General features: G+C 37.8%; 13 protein-coding genes and 1 rRNA gene (1 of these 14 cut by a window edge). 13 read left to right on the top strand and 1 reads right to left on the bottom strand.

Annotated elements, in window-relative coordinates; all coding sequences use genetic code 11:
• Window positions 1-204: 204 nt before the first annotated feature.
• Entirely contained in the window at window positions 205-2403 is a 2199-nt protein-coding gene (locus tag IGL31_RS11880) for a helix-turn-helix domain-containing protein (RefSeq protein WP_002286007.1), read from the top strand.
• Window positions 2404-2984: 581 nt separating this feature from the next.
• Here IGL31_RS11880 and IGL31_RS11875 read toward each other — a convergent pair.
• Complete coding sequence (locus IGL31_RS11875) at window positions 2985-3857, bottom strand: carbohydrate ABC transporter permease (RefSeq protein ID WP_002297754.1); 873 nt, start codon at window positions 3855-3857, stop codon at window positions 2985-2987.
• Window positions 3858-4155: 298 nt separating this feature from the next.
• Here IGL31_RS11875 and IGL31_RS11870 point away from each other — a divergent pair, with 298 nt between their 5' ends.
• The 12 genes from IGL31_RS11870 to IGL31_RS11815 form a co-directional block, all read left to right on the top strand.
• Complete coding sequence (locus IGL31_RS11870) at window positions 4156-5130, top strand: ABC transporter permease (protein ID WP_002286009.1); 975 nt, start codon at window positions 4156-4158, stop codon at window positions 5128-5130.
• Between the two features lie 21 nt (window positions 5131-5151).
• Complete coding sequence (locus IGL31_RS11865) at window positions 5152-5844, top strand: YesL family protein (RefSeq protein ID WP_002286012.1); 693 nt, start codon at window positions 5152-5154, stop codon at window positions 5842-5844.
• Entirely contained in the window at window positions 5810-7315 is a 1506-nt protein-coding gene (locus IGL31_RS11860; RefSeq protein WP_002297757.1) for an extracellular solute-binding protein, read from the top strand. Before IGL31_RS11865 ends, IGL31_RS11860 begins: the two co-directional genes overlap by 35 nt.
• 74 nt (window positions 7316-7389) lie before the next feature.
• A complete protein-coding gene (locus tag IGL31_RS11855; protein WP_002286016.1) occupies window positions 7390-8493 on the top strand; it encodes a glycoside hydrolase family 88/105 protein in 1104 nt (367 codons plus the stop codon).
• 2 nt (window positions 8494-8495) lie between these two features.
• Window positions 8496-9833 (top strand): glycoside hydrolase family 28 protein, encoded by a 1338-nt coding sequence (locus tag IGL31_RS11850; RefSeq protein WP_002286021.1) that lies wholly within the window; start codon window positions 8496-8498, stop codon window positions 9831-9833.
• A complete protein-coding gene (locus IGL31_RS11845) occupies window positions 9820-10698 on the top strand; it encodes a dienelactone hydrolase family protein (protein ID WP_016627941.1) in 879 nt (292 codons plus the stop codon). Before IGL31_RS11850 ends, IGL31_RS11845 begins: the two co-directional genes overlap by 14 nt.
• Window positions 10695-11618, top strand: a complete 924-nt coding sequence (locus IGL31_RS11840) for a pectinesterase family protein (protein WP_002286024.1) — start codon at window positions 10695-10697, stop codon at window positions 11616-11618. Before IGL31_RS11845 ends, IGL31_RS11840 begins: the two co-directional genes overlap by 4 nt.
• The gene (locus IGL31_RS11835) at window positions 11615-12025 is read left to right on the top strand and encodes a DUF4064 domain-containing protein (RefSeq protein WP_002307990.1); all 411 of its coding nucleotides are present in this window, start codon (window positions 11615-11617) and stop codon (window positions 12023-12025) included. The genes IGL31_RS11840 and IGL31_RS11835 overlap by 4 nt, the downstream gene beginning before the upstream one ends.
• Before the next feature lie 3 nt (window positions 12026-12028).
• Window positions 12029-13597, top strand: a complete 1569-nt coding sequence (locus IGL31_RS11830; RefSeq protein ID WP_086300246.1) for a glycoside hydrolase family 43 protein — start codon at window positions 12029-12031, stop codon at window positions 13595-13597.
• 239 nt (window positions 13598-13836) lie between these two features.
• The gene (locus IGL31_RS11825) at window positions 13837-15255 is read left to right on the top strand and encodes an MFS transporter (RefSeq protein ID WP_002297765.1); all 1419 of its coding nucleotides are present in this window, start codon (window positions 13837-13839) and stop codon (window positions 15253-15255) included.
• A gap of 11 nt (window positions 15256-15266) precedes the next feature.
• On the top strand, window positions 15267-16577 hold the full coding sequence (locus IGL31_RS11820; protein ID WP_002294496.1) for a glycoside hydrolase family 28 protein: 1311 nt from the start codon (window positions 15267-15269) through the stop codon (window positions 16575-16577).
• A gap of 521 nt (window positions 16578-17098) precedes the next feature.
• Window positions 17099-17957, top strand: a 16S ribosomal RNA gene (locus IGL31_RS11815); it runs 701 nt beyond the window's last position.

The following is a 17957-nucleotide window of genomic DNA, read 5'->3' as shown; positions in this document are numbered from 1 at the left end:
TTTGTTAACGCATTCATCATATTACGATAACTACGATAAGTCAATAGATCTTTGATATGAAAAGATTGCACACGTTAAAAATTACTTGGATTTTTATTTTTAATTATGCTATTCTTGAAAGCGGGGAATGCTCATTTAATTAGATGAGTATCAATTTTACAGAAAAATGAAAGCCTTTTATTTTAAAAGTAGGAGAGGAAGAAAATGAAGAAAAGTACAGTATTTTATAAAATATTTTTACCGATGTTTTTATTAGGAGCCGTACTTGTCATAGGATTTAGTTTATTCATTTACCAGAATACCTATGAATCGATCGAATCGAGTTATTTAACAGACAAAAAGAATTTGCTCAGGCAAGTTAAAACTAACGTTGAATGGAAAATTAGAACGATTGAATATTCGTTTTCTACGTATGGTTCGACCAAAAATTTCTCGGACATATTCAAGCATCCGCTGACATATACAGATTACTCCACTTATTCTGAAATCAGGAAAGAACTAAATTTTATAGAAACGATTGTTATGGATGATAATAATTATGATTTAGTCAGTTTGGCTGGTAAATGGGGAGTAATCAATGGATCGTTGAGTCAACTGACCGAAGAGGAAGTTGAAAAGTATCAACAGAAGTACATAAATAACAAAAATAATTTATTTTGGCAAAAGAAAAACAAAGGAATCGAAATGGTGATTTCTTTGCCAATGTTTGAAAAAGAAAAATATGCATTGGGAATTGCTACGATAGAGAAACATACAATAGAACAAGTTGTTGGTGAAAGTGGAGAAGACATACTTTCTATTGAAAACGAAGTTGGCAACCTTTTTACTACTCAGACAGTAAAAAATAAAGAGCAACCAACTGTATTAACGGACGTGGATCTAGATTACAATCAGCTGAAAGTGATAAGAGAAAAAGATAAAACGTATATAGTACTGAAATCAGATTATAATAATTGGATTTACAGATTAGAAGTTGACTCTAGTGCAATTGGCGCAATGATCCGCAATCTGAGAATCGGGCTAGTTGCAGTGTCTTTAACACTGGTAGGACTCATTGGTCTTCTTTCCTACTTATTTTCGGACAGATTTGCCCGTCCGATTTCTCAAATACAGGAACGTCTGAATCTTAAATCAAAAGGATTCAGTGGGAAAGAACTAGATTTGGTCGCTCAATCAGTCAGTCGGATCATAGGAGAAAAAGAAGCGTTAAGTGCACACTTAGTTACCCAAAAGCCACAGCTGGAAACGCTATTTGTACTTAGTTTATTTAGAAATCGAGTAGAAAGGCGAGAACTAGATCAGCGGTTGCAGCAATTTGGTTATAGTTCTCAAAATGACTGCTATTATACAGCTTTGGTTCAAATCGATCTGTTAGAAGATAGTCACGGTGGGGAGCGTGATTTGCTACTTTTAGCGATCAACAACATGATCACGGAAATTGTGCCAAAGGAAAATCGAATGCTGCCGATCGTTTTGAATGAAGAAATGCAAGCCACTATTTATCGAATGGATAAAGATGATGCAGAAGCAAGCAAAAAAGTCATGGAGTATTGCCGACTCATTCAAAAACGTGTAAAAGAATACTTGAATTTAACTATCAGTATAGGCATCAGTAACCGGTTCGAAACGCTGAATGAAAGCAAGCAATCGGTTGATCGGGCAAAAGAAGCCCTGTATTATCGTGTAAATACTGGTCCAAGTTCAATTATTTTTTATCAGGAAATCGTTCCTGCTGCTCATGAAAAAACACTTATTAGATATCCGATAGAAGAACAAAATCGATTGTTTGAAGCCATTCGTTCTGGAAATCAGGAAGTGAAGAATTTAGTACATGAATTGATTGATGCATTGTTTGCACAAAATAAAAATCCTTTGAGTCGGGAAGTAGTTTCGGTCCGCTTGATCAATGAACTCGTTCAATTAGGACAGTTATTGGGAGTAGATTCAAAAAACTTTGATAACATGAAACAAATTTATGTAAAAGCACTGAACAATTATCATCCCAAAGAACTAGAAAAACTTGTTTTAGAACAATTAGTTCTGCCAATCACAGAATGCTCTCAAGCAATCACTGATCATGAATTTAAAAATTTGTCGGAGAATATTATGCATATCGTCTACACAGAATATGATCGTGATCTGTCTTTAGATGTGATCGCTGATAGGTTGCATTATAACCCTAACTATTTAAGTAATGTATTTAAAAAGGAAACAGGAGAAAAATTTGGTGATTTTGTTCAAAATCATCGTTTAGAGGTAGCAAAAAAATGGTTGAAAGAGACTAACCTCTCCGTAAAAGAGATTGCAGAAAGATTGCAATATCGAAATCCGCAAAATTTTATTCGTTTCTTTAAAAAGAAGGAATCGATTACGCCGGGAGAATATCGAAAAAAATATTTGTGAATCAAGAGGCTGTTTTTCTTGTGATCTGATTCAAGCAATAAAAGAGGACAGCAAAAAACAGCACTTCATGTTTTGCTGCTGGCTGATTTTATTGCCGCAGAATCAACAAGATAAACGCCGTTTAATCAAGAGACTGTTTTTCTTGTGGACTGATTCAAGCAATAAAAGAAGTTATAATAACCCTAGTATTTGTATTTATGGGTAGTTAAATTTCAAGGCTAAGCACGCAAAAAGAACTGTGACAAAAGTCTTGTCACAGTTCTTTTTTACGAATAAATGGCGTTCAAGAGACAGTCTATCGACAATAAGGCATAATTTTGTGAAATATGGGAAGCTATTTTTCAAAATCGCTTCTTATTGCTCCTGTGGGTTACTCGTCGCAATGTTTGTGAGAGTTTTTATCATCGCTCAAGGCTGAACGTCTCTTTCACAACCTCTGATACACGGTGTTCCAGGAGTAGATTCTTCGAAAAATAAGCCGAAATTTCACAAAAATTTAAGAAGCAATTTTCGTAAATGCCTTCTTATTTCTTGAAGCTGACCACTTCTGACACAACTACCATTTTGCGTTCAGTACATAATCACCCTTTGACAGAACCTACGAGTGCTCCTTTGACAAAATATTTCTGAACAAAAGGATAAGCAATCAGCATAGGCACTGTTGCAATAACGATAACAGCCATTTTAACTGTTTGTGCTGGTGGAATCACATCAACGGCACTACTTTCTGCTTGCATCCCACTTGATACAATGACGATTTGGCGTAAAAGAATCTGTATCGGCCATTTAGATGAATCGTTGATATACAAAATAGCAGTCATATAAGTGTTCCAGTAAGTAACAGCATAAAAAAGCGAGATAGTAGCAATAGACGGTAACGCTAATGGCAGCATAATTTTGAAAAATACACCAAAATCTGTGCAACCATCCATTTTTGCTGATTCTTCCAAACTATCCGGCAAGGCTTGGAAAAAGTTTCTCATAATGATCATATTCATTGCATTAACAGCCACAGGCAGGATCATGGCCCAGTAAGAATTGACCAGCCCTAGAGAACGAACAACTAAGAACGTTGGAATCATCCCCCCGCTGAACAACATAGAAAATACAACAAGAAAGTTGACGAAACCTCGACCAAACAAATACTTTCTGGAAAGACCGTAGGCCATCAGTGAAGTTGCACACATACTGACGATCGTTCCGACACCTGTAACACCAATCGAAACAGCAAGTGCTCTAAAAATGGTCGGCGTAGAAAGAATGTAGCGATACGCGTCTAAAGAAAAGGTAGTAGGAAAAAGGATAAACTTTTTCGCGACGACTTCTTGTGTAGAAGCAAAAGATGTAGCGATGATATTTAAAAAAGGAACGATACAGATCAAAGCTAGCAAAATTAGAAACGTATTGTTGAAAAGTGTAAAACTTCTTTCTCCTATAGAGACTTTCTTTTTCATATAGATAGGCTCCTCCTCAAAATAAATTAAATGTTTCTGTTTCTATATGTTCAATTTATCATCGGTGAAAGATTACGTATATAATCATTTCCTATGCTAAGTGTCAGATAGAAAAAAATAGAAGGTTTGCTATGCGTAGTTTATTTGTGAAAAAATACACTTTTCGTTTTGTATAGCACAAAAATCATTGCTATGTAAGCGTTTTTACATACGATAAAAATGATTATATACGTAATTCAGATAGTTATCTATCATGAAGTCATAAGCAGCAAACATTCACAAAACTAAGGAGGGGCTTATGGAAAGTGTAAAGAAACAAGAACCATTTCAACTGACGCTATCGAAAAAAGAAGAAAAGCTCAGAAGACGAAAAAAAATAATTGCAGGAATCAAAACGAATAAATTTTTATATGTGATGATTCTGCCGGGAGTCCTTTATTTCTTGATTTTTAGGTATCTTCCTATGGGGGGACTCGTTATTGCTTTTCAAGATTATCAACCATTTTTAGGAATAATGGGAAGTCCTTGGGTCGGTTTCAAACATTTCATTCGTTTGTTTACAGAACCGACATTCTTTACATTATTAAGAAATACGTTGATCTTGTTCGGATTAAATATCTTCGTGTTTTTTCCGATGCCAATCATTTTGTCTTTACTATTAAATGAAGTAACGAACAAACGATTGAAAAACGGGATTCAAACGATCATTTACATCCCTCACTTCATGTCTTGGGTAATCATTGTTTCGATTACTTATGTATTTTTGAATGTTGACGGAGGGGTATTGAATGAATTCCTTGCAACAATGGGATTTGAAAAAATCAGTTTTCTAACATCCCCTGAATGGACACGCACAGTATATATCGGACAAGTGATCTGGAAAGAGTTGGGCTGGTCTACGATCATCTATCTTTCAGCGATAACTGCAGTCGATACACAGTTGTATGAAGCTGCAGAAATGGATGGAGCAGGACGCTTACGCAAAACATGGCATGTTACATTGCCGGCAATTCGTCCAGTAATCATTACCTTGCTGATTCTAAAAATCGGTCAGACATTAGACTTAGGGTTCGAGCATATGTACTTGTTATTGAATTCATTGAATCGAAGCGTTGCAGAAATTTTCGACACCTATATTTATACAGCTGGATTGAAGAATGGACAGTTAAGTTTCAGTACAGCAATGGGATTGTTTAAAGGGGTCGTAGGATTGTTTATGGTAATTTTAGCTAATAAGATTGCCAAAAAGCTAGGAGAAGACGGCGTTTACTAAGATAGAAAGAGAGGGAAAGATATGCTGCAGTCATTAGATAAAATAAACGGAAGGCTAAATCGTATTTTACAGTTGGTTTATTTGAATTTTCTGTGGGGCGGTTTAGTCATCGCAGGTTTGGGAGTTTTTACTTTCGGTCCTGCATCGTATGCGATGGTTGCAGTGATTAGAAAATGGCTGCGCTCAAAAGAAACGTTTCCTTTGACGAAAACGTACTTCACATATTTTAAAGAAAACTATCGTGAAACCTTGCTGATGAGCTGGATATATGGCGCCATCGGGATTGTTTTACTTGTGGATCTTTCTTTCATACACAATTGGTATCTTAGGATCGCTTTGTATATTGCTGCGTTCATATATGTGCTCTCAGCACTCTATATTTTCCCAATCATGGCTCATTATGATTGGAAAGGATATTTTTTCAAAATGAAAATGGCATTTTTATTCGGATTCTCACATCTTCATTACTCATTAGTGTTGATATTAAGTATGGTAGGGATTTATCTGATGATCATCCAAACAATGCCAGGTGTTTTAACCTTTATCGGTGGTAGTCTCTTCTTTTCCGCAGTCACGTGGACAGCAAATTCTATATTTTGCCATTTGGAATGGAAGAACTCATATACAGAAAAAACAGAAGAAAACAAAAATATTATTAAAACAGTGAAGGAGAAAATTTATGAAAAAAGCAACGCTCGTAAAATTAGGTCTTAGTTTTGCAGGAATTCTAGCACTTGCCGCATGCGGCAGCAGTTCAAGTAACAGTTCTTCAGAGACAGAAGATGGAAAAGCTAAAATCACTTGGTTAAATATTTTGCATCATGCTTCACCGCCTACAGACACGATTGTGAACTTGATCGAAGAAAAAACCGATACGGAACTGACATTCAACTGGATTCCTGATGCTTCAAAAGAAGAAAGATTAACAACTGCATTGGCTTCTGATGAACTAGGAGATATCGTTACACTTCAAATTGCGATGTTGAAAAACTCTTCTGTCCGCAATGCGTTAAAATCAGGCGTATTCTGGGATGTATCAGAATATTTAAAAGACTATAAAAATTTAAGTCAAATTTCTGAAGATAGAATCGAAGCTGCGAGTATCGACGGTGCCTTGTACGGCGTACCGATACAAAAAGACTACGCTCGTGCTGGCTTAGTCATTCGAAAAGACTGGTTGGATAATCTAGGACTAGATGTTCCAACTACCATGGATGAGCTTTATGAAGTAGCTAAACAATTTACAGAAAACGATCCTGATGGAAATGGTGTGGACGACACAGTTGGTTTTGGCGATCGTGCGCCTAGTGATATTCGTTATACCAGCTTTAAACTTTTCACTTCTTATTTTGGAGCACCAAATGGCTGGGCTGTAGACGATAATGGCAAATTCACTCCAGAATTTGATACAGAAGAGTATATGAAAGCTTTGAATTTTTCAAGAGATCTATTTGAGAATGGCTATTTGGCACAAGACTTTGCAGTTACCCAAAAGACTGATCAGCAAGAACAATTTGCACAAGGAAGAACTGGAATCTACACTGGAATGGTGGATATCAAGAATCTGAAGACGATGGGTCAAGGTATTCAAGATGATATGGAATTAGTGCCTGTAAACAAGATCTCAGATGGTGAAGGCGGCGGTTATCATGTTTGGTCAGAAGGAAATGGTATTGGCGGCTTGCTAGCATTTCCCAAATCTCAAGTAAAAGACGAAGCACAATTGAAGAAATTACTTCAATTTGTTGATGATCTTTTAGAAGAAGATGTGTATAAATTGATGACTGGCGGTATCGAAGGAACGCATTATGAATTGAATGATGATGGTTCTATCGAATTTATCGATATGGATCTTTGGCAGCAAGAGGTGCAACCGTTATCAAGCTCTCGTCCTAGTGAAGTGACGTTCTCTTTCAAAGATACAGACCCTGAAAAAGAATTCTCTAATCAATTGATCAAAGAAAACGAAGAATTCGCTGTAATGGATCCTTCTGTGCCATTGGATTCACCGACGAACAATGAAGTAGGATCAGAAATCGAAAAAATCATTATTGATGCAACTGTCCAATATATCATGGGACAGATTGACGAAGATGGATTCAAAAAAGCTGTAGAAGACTGGAAAGCACAAGGAGGCGATCGAATCACACAAGAGTACGAAGAAGCATACAAAGCGGCACAATAATATGGACGATTGGGACAAATATCTTCTTGGTATTTGTCCCAAATCCTATTTTAATTTTTAAAGGAGAGCAAATAATGGAAAACTGGTCAAAGAAATTAGCAAAAAGTATCATGGAAAGAACACCTCGCTTATATGAAGAAAAGTGGTATAAAGGAAAATGGTCTTATGACTATGGCGTCGTACTTAAAGGGTTCCAACTACTTTGGGAACGAACCCAAGAAAAAATTTATTTTGATTTCATAAAAGACAATATCGACTATTTCGTGCAAGAAGATGGAACGATCCGTGGCTACAGCGTTGAAGAATACAATATCGACCATGTAAATACAGGAAAGCTTTTCTTTTTATTGTACAAAGAAACAGGCGAAGAAAAATATAAAAAAGCAGCAGAACTCCTTTCCCAGCAGTTGGCAAACCATCCACGCACATCCGAAGGAGCTTTTTGGCATAAAGAAATTTATCCTTATCAAATTTGGTTGGATGGCTTATATATGGGTTCTCCTTTTTATGCTGAATTTATCCAGAATTTTAGTGAAGAAAAAGATTACCAAGATGTTTTGAGACAGTTTGAAATCAGTTATAAACATCTATTCGATCCAAAAACAAATTTGCTGATTCATGCATGGGATGAAAAGAAGGTCCAACCATGGGCTGATCCAAAAACAGGTCTATCCCATCATTTTTGGAGCCGATCGATTGGCTGGTATTTGATGGCTGCAGCAGATACCTATGAATTACTTCATGAAGAAACAGATTGTTCTTTGCTGAAAGAAATTCTAGAAAAGACACTGGCTGCATTACTTCCATATCAAGAAGAAAACAGCGGGACATGGTATCAAGTAACAACAGAAACAAAACGGAAAGGAAATTATCTGGAAGCTTCCGGCAGTAGTATGTTTGTTTACGCAATGGCTAAAGGAATACGTTTGGGCCTGCTGAACAAAGAAGAATGGCTTCCACAAGTGAAGAAATCACATCAAGGATTACTTGATGAATTTGTTCTGGAAACAAAAGAAGGCTGGCTGAACTTGAATAAAAACTGTCAAGTAGCAGGGTTAGGCGGAGCAGATCAGCGAGATGGTTCATATGCTTACTACATCAGTGAACCAATTATTTGTAATGATCAAAAAGGCGTTGGTGCATTCTTGCAAGCATTGATTGAAGTGGAGGCATTATAAATATGTATGATATTTTGACATTTGGCGCATCAATTGATGAATTGAATACTGAAGCAATACAACAAGCCATTGATGCTGCAGCAAGTGACGGAGGCGGGACCGTAGTTGTTCCAGCAGGTGAATTTCTAACAGGAGCTTTATTTTTAAAAAGCAATGTCGAACTTCATTTAAGCGCAGGAGCGGTTCTGAAATTCTCTGACGATCCAAAAGATTATCCTGTTGTTCATTCACGTTGGGAAGGAGTCCATCGAAAAGTTTATGCTTCCTGTATCTATGCTCAAAATGTAGAGAACATCTCTGTCACTGGTTTCGGTACATTAGATGGAAATGGAAAAAAATGGTGGCATACTTTTAGAAATGAACCAGATAATCTCGCTTATCCTCGTCCTAAATTGATGAGTTTCCATAACTGTCATCGAATTACTGTGAAAGATATTAAATTGATCCAGTCACCAAGTTGGACGATCAACCCGATTCTTTGCAGTAATGCAACGTTTGATAACTTGACGATCTTGAACCCAGCGGATTCACCAAATACAGACGGAATTGATCCAGAATCATGCAAAAATGTGCGTATTAGTAATTGCCATATTGACGTGGGAGATGACTGTATTGCAATCAAGGCAGGGACTGAAGATACGTACGAAAGGATCGCTTGCGAAAATATCACGATCACAAATTGCACGATGGTCCATGGACATGGCGGTGTCGTATTAGGAAGTGAAATGAGTGGTAGTATTCGTAATATTACCATTTCAAATTGTATCTTCCAAGAAACTGATCGAGGAATACGATTGAAATCTAGACGAGGTCGAGGCGGGATCGTTGAAGATATTCGAGTATCCAATATAGTCATGGATAATGTGATGTGTCCATTTATACTGAATCTTTATTATTTCTGTGGTCCGCGAGGGAAAGAACCGTATGTATGGGAAAAAAAGGCTTATCCGATAGATGAACGGACACCAGCATTCAGAAGGATCCATTTTTCGAATATCACGGCAAGGAATGTCCATGCTTCTGCAGGTTTTATTTATGGATTAGCGGAACAATTCATACAAGAAATCACATTTGACAATATCGATGTCTCGATGGCCCAAGATGCAGTTCCCGGTGTTCCTGCTATGATGACAGGAATAGAGGAAATGAGCAGACAAGGATTTTATATTGGCTTTGCGGGTAAGGTTTCCTTTAACCAGATGTCGATTGAAAATCACGAGGGACCAGCATTTCTATTAGAAAATACGAAAGAAATCAGTATTGAGAAATTCCAATCAAATCAATCAGAAAATATGGATGAACTGGTTGTTCGTAAAAACTTTGCTTATGCAGTTGAATGATTTTTTAGGTGCTCCATCTAGCAGACGTACCCCTAGTGGAAAACGATTATACCGAGAAAAACAAAACGGTTTTATGCTTGAATACTATCAATTGTACTTAAATGAATTGGAAACAGTACCAGCCCTCTATGCTTATCCAGAAAAAGAAGGACCGTTTCCGACGGTCCTTTACCTGCATTCTCACGGCGGAGATTTTTCAGTCGGGAAAAGTGAATTGATCCATGGTGCTCCTTACTTAGCTTCTCCATCTTTTGCAGAAGTACTGACAGGAATGGGATATGCTGTTTGGTCGATTGATGCTTGGGGATTTGAAGAACGCGGAGGTATTTCTGAAAGCGAGTTGTTCAAACAATTTTTATTAACAGGAAAAACGTTATGGGGAATGCGTATTTATGATGTGATCAGCTTGATCGATTATTTGGAGACAAGGGAAGACACAGATACTCAACGGCTCGCAACGATTGGTCTTTCTATGGGAGGCTTATTAAGCTGGTGGGTGGCAGCATTGGATTCTCGTGTCAAAGTTTGTATTGATCTAGCGGCACAGGTGGACATCGAAACACTTTTGCTACATCGCCGCCTAGATCATCATGGGTTTTATTACTATGTGCCAAATCTATTGACAGCTTATACAACGTTAGCAATCCAAGAAAAAATCGCTCCGCGCCCTCGTCTTAGCTTAGTTGGAAAAAACGATACGATGTGCTTGGACGAAGGCGTACTGAAGCTGAGAAAAGGGCTGGACAAAAAGTATCAATCAATGGGTAGTCCAGAAAACTTTTCTTCTTTTTCTTTAACAGGCGGTCATATGGAAACACAAGAAATGAGAAACATTTGGAAACAATTCATAAGGGAGCATTTATGAGGATGAAAGACAAACTGATAATTGGAAAGAATGCTATAGATACCCCGACGGATTTTGAAACTATCCAAGAAGGAATCGATTATTTGGCAGGCCTGCCGGATAGCCATCCAAAGGTCTTGATAGTAAAAGAAGGAAGATATGATGAATATATAGAAAGCAGATTATCCAATTTTAAACTTGTGGGAGCAGGAACAGTAGTTATCTCCGGTAATCGTTTTGCAAAACAGGAGTATCTTGACGGTAGCCAGTTAGGGACTTTCCGAAGTGCTACTTTTTTCTTAGAAGGATCGAATGTCGTATTAGAAAATCTTCACATCGAAAATACAGCAGGTCCAGGAGAAAAGGTAGGACAGGCTGTTGCTTTATTCAATTCAGGAGATCGCGTATCTTTAAAAAACTGTCGACTATCTGGTTATCAGGATACCTTATGCACGGGTCCGTTGCCTGATTTGCAAAAAGATGGTACTCCTTTTTGTACACCGGCTTCTGCCAATCCTGAGTATTGTCGTCAGACCTATGAATATTGCTGGATTGAAGGAACGGTGGATTTCATATTTGGTGGGGCAGATGCCGTTTTTCATCAGTGTCATATCCATAGCTTAGCCAGTAAAAATCCTGGATACATCACAGCAGCATCTACGCCGAAAAATCAAAAAACAGGGTATCGTTTTGAAAGCTGTACCTTGACTGCAGAACCTGATACTAGAAACGTCTATTTAGGAAGACCGTGGCGTCCGTATGCAAATGTCTTATTTGAAGCGTGTAAGATAGGTGGGCATGTTCACCCAACTGGTTGGGATAATTGGGATGACAAGAAAAATGAACAGACTGTCAAATTCTCTGAACGTAATAACAATTATGAAACATCGATCAAAAGACCTGAATGGATACATTTAGAAAAGCAGGGGGTTCAGAAATGAAAAGAAAATGGGAACTATTGCTAGGAATGGTCGGTGGCAGTCTATCTTTGATTTTCTTTGGCGGGTTAGCAGTTACTTTAAGTAATATGTCTGCGTCAGAGTTTAAAAAAAGTTATCAGTCGCTTGCTGTAGATCATCCAACTTTGTCTTTAGAAAATACATTTGGATTATTACAGGACATGACTGGTCTGTTTGCCGTTGTGTTGTTTATTTCACTTGCTTTTTTAGCAGTAGCATTGTTTTTGACTGCTAAAGGAAAATACTTAACAACTGCCACTGGTTTGTATTTTATAACAGGATTCATATTGTTGATTGGCACTCAGTTTATTGCGTTTCCTTTTGCATTTTTTTATTTCGCAGCTGGGGCATTCAGTTTATATCGAGTAAGAATGAGAAAAGGAGCCTGAATCATGCAGACTATCAAAGTGAAAAATCCTATTTTAAGAGGATTCAATCCAGATCCTAATATATTAAGAGTGAAAGAGCGGTATTACATTATTGTCTCCTCTTTTGAATGGCTTCCAGGAATCCGAGTATATGAGTCGAAAAATTTAGTCAACTGGTCACATACAACGGATATTTTGACCACTCAAGTATCTTTGCAAGGAAATCCTACAAATGGAAGTATATGGGCGCCACAGATCAGTTATGCTGATGGATTGTTTTATCTTGTTTACACAGATGTCAAAAGTGCAGGCCGTCCGTTTAAAGATGTCCACAATTATTTGATCACTGCATCTGAGATCACAGGTCCTTGGTCCGAACCAATTTATTTAAATAGTAACGGCTTTGATCCTTCTTTGTTCCATGATCTTGAAACGGGAAAAAAATGGCTTGTCAATGAACTATGGGATTATCGTCTGGTCACACCGAATAAATCCAGCGGTATCGTATTACAAGAATATGATGCAGAGAAGAAGAAGCTTGATGGTCCCATCTATAAAATATTTGCAGGTACAGAATTAGCGAAAACGGAGGCACCACATTTGTATTTTCGTAACGGGTATTATTATTTGATGACGGCAGAAGGCGGTACAGGAAGAGGACATTCAGTTACAGTTTGCCGAGCAAAGAATATTACTGGTCCTTACGAGCTTGATCCTGGTTTTCCTATGCTGACAGCTAGTGACAAACCTGCTTCTACATTGCAATGTACAGGACATGGGAGCTTAGTACAAACCCCGTCAGGAAGATGGTACATGACATATCTTTGTACCAGACCATTAAACGGTGCGGCTATTTTGGGAAGAGAAACCGCTATTCAAGAAGTGTATTGGACGTCCGACGATTGGTTAAGACTTAAAGATAGCCAGACAACTCCGATGGAAGAAATAATGATTGAGACAAATGAAGAGGTACAACAAGAAAAAGATCATCAGTTTATGGATACATTTGAAGGAGAGCTAAAGAAGAACTGGAATGCCAGACGCATTTTGCCAAATGCTGATTGGTGTGATACAAAATGTAGACCAGGTTTTTTACGTCTGATTTCCGGTGAATCTCTTCAATCTACCTTCGAACATCATTTGTTAGCTATTCGGCAAACGGATTTTACTTTTGATGCGGAGACAGCATTTGAATACATGCCTAATAATTTTAATCAGATGGCTGGACTGGTACTGTACTTAAATGAATCCAATTATATTTATTGTTATGTTACTTGGAATGAGGACAAGGGAAAATGCCTACGTATGATAGAATCAGAAAACGGAGTAGCACAAATAGAAGATTGGACGATTCCACTCACAGAAAAGAAGACTTTTTTGAAAGTCACTGTAAAGAAAGAGACAGCACAGTTTCATTTGAAAGACGTATCAACTGAAGAATGGAAGAAAGTAGGTCCGCAAAAAAACATGTGTATACTCTCAGGAGGGTTTACTGGAAATTTTATCGGGATAGCAGTGCATGATCTAAATAAAAAAAGAGGAAGTTATGCTGATTTTGAGTTTTTTAAGTATGATGGAAAAGATCATCTGTAATTTAATTCTTTAATAAATGAGGTTCACTAACTTATTTTCACTAGTTAGTGAATTTTTTTGTTTGTATATATTGTTATGTAAAAAAAGTTATCAATCTTATGTATCAATGTTTTTAGATTATTTTTTGTTTTTTATCTGTCAAGATAATGCAATAAAAAGCCAACATTGTGAATATAAAAACAAGGAAAAAAGAGTTATAATTTTGAAAACGTTTACTAGAAGAGGTAGGAGGAATTCAAATGCTTTCACAAAATGCTGTTACAGCAAATACAGTAAAAAAAGAAAAAAAGGAATTTGGGATTTCCGATAAGATAGGCTACATGTTCGGTGATCTAGGTAACTGTTTTATTTTAGGTTTAGTCAATAGTTTCTTGATGATTTATTATACGAATGTTCTTGGCGTTTCAGGGGCAATCGTAGGTACGTTATTCTTGATTTCGAGAATTTTGGATGCGTTTGCTGATGTGATGGTTGGAAGATTATGTGATGTCTCAGAGTTAACAGAAGCTGGCCGATTTATTCCTTGGATCAGAAAAATGAAGTATCCATTTTGCTTAGTGACTGTCATTTTGTTTTTGCCATTCGTCCAACATCTTCCAATGACGGTGAAGATTGCTTATATTTTTGTTTCATACATTGTTTATGGGATTTTTCTCTCAACAATCAATATCCCGTATGGAGCAATGGCAGCAGCAATTAGCTCAAATCCTAATGACCGCACCTCGTTGTCCACTTTCCGAAGCATTGGTTCTGCGATTGGCGGATCAACTACAGGATTCTTCATTCCGATTTTAATGTATACCCATAACAAGAGTGGACAACAAGTCGTTTCAGGGAATCATTTCTTTTGGATTTCAATCGGATGTGCTGCAATTGCATTTGTCGCATATATGTTAACTTGTAAATTGACTACTGAAAGAGTAAGAGTTGTCAAAAACGAAAAAGTATCTGCTTCTCAGTTGGTAAAAGGTTTGTTAGCTAATCGAGCACTGATTATTTTAGTCATTGTTGACATTTTCATTGTGATCAATCAGATTTTAGCTGGGACGAATATGACTTATTTATTCAATGATTACTTCCATAATAAACAAGCAATGTCTGTTGCTCTTTTATTTACTTACGGAACAGTAGTAGTTTTAGCACCATTTGCTACAAAGCTGACAAAATTATTTGGTAAAAAGGAAGCAAGCGTATTTGCGTTACTTGCTTCTTCATGTATGTACTTGCTGATGTATTTCCTTCATATAACAAATGCATGGGTATATCTGATTCTTTTATTTATCGCTACTTTAGGATCTGGTTTATTCAATTTGATGGTCTGGGCATTCATTACTGACGTGATTGATTATCATCAATATAAGACAGGCTTAAGAGAAGATGGAACAGTATATGGAGTAAATTCTTTTGCGAGAAAAGTAGGACAAGCATGTGCAGGAGCGGTAGGCGGATTTATGCTGGCACTCATTGGTTACCAATCGTCTACAACAGGTGGAGCCATCCAATCAGTTTTAGTACAAGAAAGGATTTATACGATGGCAAACTTGTTACCAGCATTCTGCTTATTTGTATCCGCAATCATTTTGCTAGTAGGTTACCCACTGAATCGTTCAAAAACTGTATTTATTGGTGAAGAATTGAAAAAAATCAATGAAAGATAGGGAGAAACGTATTGCGGACAAAAAAAGGGATTATCAATGCTTTGAACTTTAAAACAAACGACACTCAACAAGATGATACAATAATACTGCAAAAAGCAATCGATCAAGGTGCGAAAGAACACTTACCTGTATTTATTCCAAAAGGCATTTATTTAGTCGGAGCCCTTTTTTTAAAAGATAAGAGTCATCTTATCTTTGAAGAAGGTGCAGTCCTCAAGGGGAGAACAGATATCGAAGCATTTCCAGAAATCGATACACGAGTAGCCGGCGTAGAAATGAAATGGCCAGCAGCGATTTTGAATGTTCTCTCGGCGAAAGATATTCTTATAGAAGGAAAAGGAATAATCGACGGTCAAGGAGACCATTGGTGGGAGCTGTATTGGGGAAAAGATCAAAAAAGCGGGACAAGAGCTGAATACGATCAAAAGGGACTTCGTTGGATTGCGGATTATGCTATTAAACGTCCACGCGCTTGTTTACTGTATCATGCAGAACATGTTGTTGTTCGTGATTTGATTTTTCAGAAATCAGGTTTTTGGAACTTGCAAATCACTTATTCTAACGATGTATTAGTAGAAAAAGTAATCATCCGCAACAATGATGGACCAAGTACAGATGGGATTGATATTGATTCTTCAACAAATGTGCGTGTCTATGAATGTGATTTGGCCTGTGGTGATGATTGTATTGCTATTAAGTCTGGCAGAGATGGCAATGGTGCAAGAGTCAATCGAAAATCATCAAGAATCGAGGTTGCTAGATGTAAAATCCGTTCAGGATACGGTGTAACTATTGGTAGCGAAGTTAGTGCTGGAGTTAGTGACGTATATATTCACGATATCGATTTTTTTCAGTCAGACTGTGGTATTCGAATGAAATCTTCAAAAGAAAGAGGGGGAGTGATCGAAAATATCAGGGTAGAAAATCTGAATATGATTGATGTACAATTTCCTTTTTCTTGGATAATGGACTGGCATAATGAATACAATAGAAAAAATAGCAATGACCTTGCTCAAATGCCAGAAAGTTGGCAAGCAGTGGCTGAAGAAATACCTGAATCAAAGCAAATGACGAAAGTCAAAGACATACACATCAAAAACGTACAGGCATGCCTTTCTCCAGGTTACTCACTTCCTTCCCGAGCTTTTGATTTAGTAGCATTTCCTGAAAAGCCTATAGAAGATGTCTGCTTTTCTCATTGCCAAATAACTGCAAAAGAATTCGGGCGAATCGAAGCAGTACAAAACTTATGTTTCAAAAGCTGTGATTTATCTATAGAAACTGGCAATACAGCTGCAAACAATACTTTTGACAATCGTTGAAATTATAATAAGGTCAAGCTTAAATAATATTTTAGCTTGACCTTTATTTTTTTTAATGATATATTAAACAACGTTGTCGCGCTTCATTGAAAAATTTTATGAAAATTCCAAAAAAGAGTTGACACATGTTTTTAGACGTGATAAGATAACTAAGTCGTTAAAAAGAACCACTTGCGAAGCTTGATTCTATCGAAAAAAACTTCAAAAAAGTTCTTGACAAATAACAAACGATAAGTTATGATAAATGAGTTGTTGAAAGATTTCGAAAAACGAAATCGAAAAAACTTTTAAAAAAGAGTTGACAATTACTTGTCTCTCTGATATGATATAAAAGTTGCTACGGCAGCCAAAAATGAATCGGGAAATACTCTCGATGAAGTAGACCTTTGAAAACTGAACAAAGTAAGACAAACCAAATGTGTAGGGCGTCTTGATTCAATTCAAGACAACAAACATTTTTAACAAGCAAGCAATATGCTAGCAAACAAATTGAGCTTAACAATCGCAAGATTGTTCGAACTTTTTATGAGAGTTTGATCCTGGCTCAGGACGAACGCTGGCGGCGTGCCTAATACATGCAAGTCGAACGCTTCTTTTTCCACCGGAGCTTGCTCCACCGGAAAAAGAGGAGTGGCGAACGGGTGAGTAACACGTGGGTAACCTGCCCATCAGAAGGGGATAACACTTGGAAACAGGTGCTAATACCGTATAACAATCAAAACCGCATGGTTTTGATTTGAAAGGCGCTTTCGGGTGTCGCTGATGGATGGACCCGCGGTGCATTAGCTAGTTGGTGAGGTAACGGCTCACCAAGGCCACGATGCATAGCCGACCTGAGAGGGTGATCGGCCACATTGGGACTGAGACACGGCCCAAACTCCTACGGGAGGCAGCAGTAGGGAATCTTCGGCAATGGACGAAAGTCTGACCGAGCAACGCCGCGTGAGTGAAGAAGGTTTTCGGATCGTAAAACTCTGTTGTTAGAGAAGAACAAGGATGAGAGTAACTGTTCATCCCTTGACGGTATCTAACCAGAAAGCCACGGCTAACTACGTGCCAGCAGCCGCGGTAATACGTAGGTGGCAAGCGTTGTCCGGATTTATTGGGCGTAAAGCGAGCGCAGGCGGTTTCTTAAGTCTGATGTGAAAGCCCCCGGCTCAACCGGGGAGGGTCATTGGAAACTGGGAGACTTGAGTGCAGAAGAGGAGAGTGGAATTCCATGTGTAGCGGTGAAATGCGTAGATATATGGAGGAACACCAGTGGCGAAGGCGGCTCTCTGGTCTGTAACTGACGCTGAGGCTCGAAAGCGTGGGGAGCAAACAGGATTAGATACCCTGGTAGTCCACGCCGTAAACGATGAGTGCTAAGTGTTGGAGGGT

The organism is Enterococcus sp. MSG3290 (assembly GCF_050555565.1).
GTDB lineage: Bacteria > Bacillota > Bacilli > Lactobacillales > Enterococcaceae > Enterococcus_B > Enterococcus_B faecium.
The sequence above is the reverse complement of the archived record's forward strand: the minus strand, read 5'-3'. Positions and strand labels throughout refer to the sequence as shown.

What these genes read in the sequence shown, in the direction of transcription:
- IGL31_RS11860 (WP_002297757.1), top strand. Translation starts at nt 5,810, where the DNA reads ATGAAAAAAGCAACGCTCGTAAAATTAGGTCTTAGTTTTGCAGGAATT.
- IGL31_RS11875 (WP_002297754.1), bottom strand. Translation starts at nt 3,857, where the DNA reads ATGAAAAAGAAAGTCTCTATAGGAGAAAGAAGTTTTACACTTTTCAAC.
- IGL31_RS11830 (WP_086300246.1), top strand. Translation starts at nt 12,029, where the DNA reads ATGCAGACTATCAAAGTGAAAAATCCTATTTTAAGAGGATTCAATCCA.
- IGL31_RS11825 (WP_002297765.1), top strand. Translation starts at nt 13,837, where the DNA reads ATGCTTTCACAAAATGCTGTTACAGCAAATACAGTAAAAAAAGAAAAA.
- IGL31_RS11865 (WP_002286012.1), top strand. Translation starts at nt 5,152, where the DNA reads ATGCTGCAGTCATTAGATAAAATAAACGGAAGGCTAAATCGTATTTTA.
- IGL31_RS11880 (WP_002286007.1), top strand. Translation starts at nt 205, where the DNA reads ATGAAGAAAAGTACAGTATTTTATAAAATATTTTTACCGATGTTTTTA.
- IGL31_RS11870 (WP_002286009.1), top strand. Translation starts at nt 4,156, where the DNA reads ATGGAAAGTGTAAAGAAACAAGAACCATTTCAACTGACGCTATCGAAA.
- IGL31_RS11850 (WP_002286021.1), top strand. Translation starts at nt 8,496, where the DNA reads ATGTATGATATTTTGACATTTGGCGCATCAATTGATGAATTGAATACT.
- IGL31_RS11855 (WP_002286016.1), top strand. Translation starts at nt 7,390, where the DNA reads ATGGAAAACTGGTCAAAGAAATTAGCAAAAAGTATCATGGAAAGAACA.
- IGL31_RS11840 (WP_002286024.1), top strand. Translation starts at nt 10,695, where the DNA reads ATGAGGATGAAAGACAAACTGATAATTGGAAAGAATGCTATAGATACC.
- IGL31_RS11835 (WP_002307990.1), top strand. Translation starts at nt 11,615, where the DNA reads ATGAAAAGAAAATGGGAACTATTGCTAGGAATGGTCGGTGGCAGTCTA.
- IGL31_RS11845 (WP_016627941.1), top strand. Translation starts at nt 9,820, where the DNA reads ATGCAGTTGAATGATTTTTTAGGTGCTCCATCTAGCAGACGTACCCCT.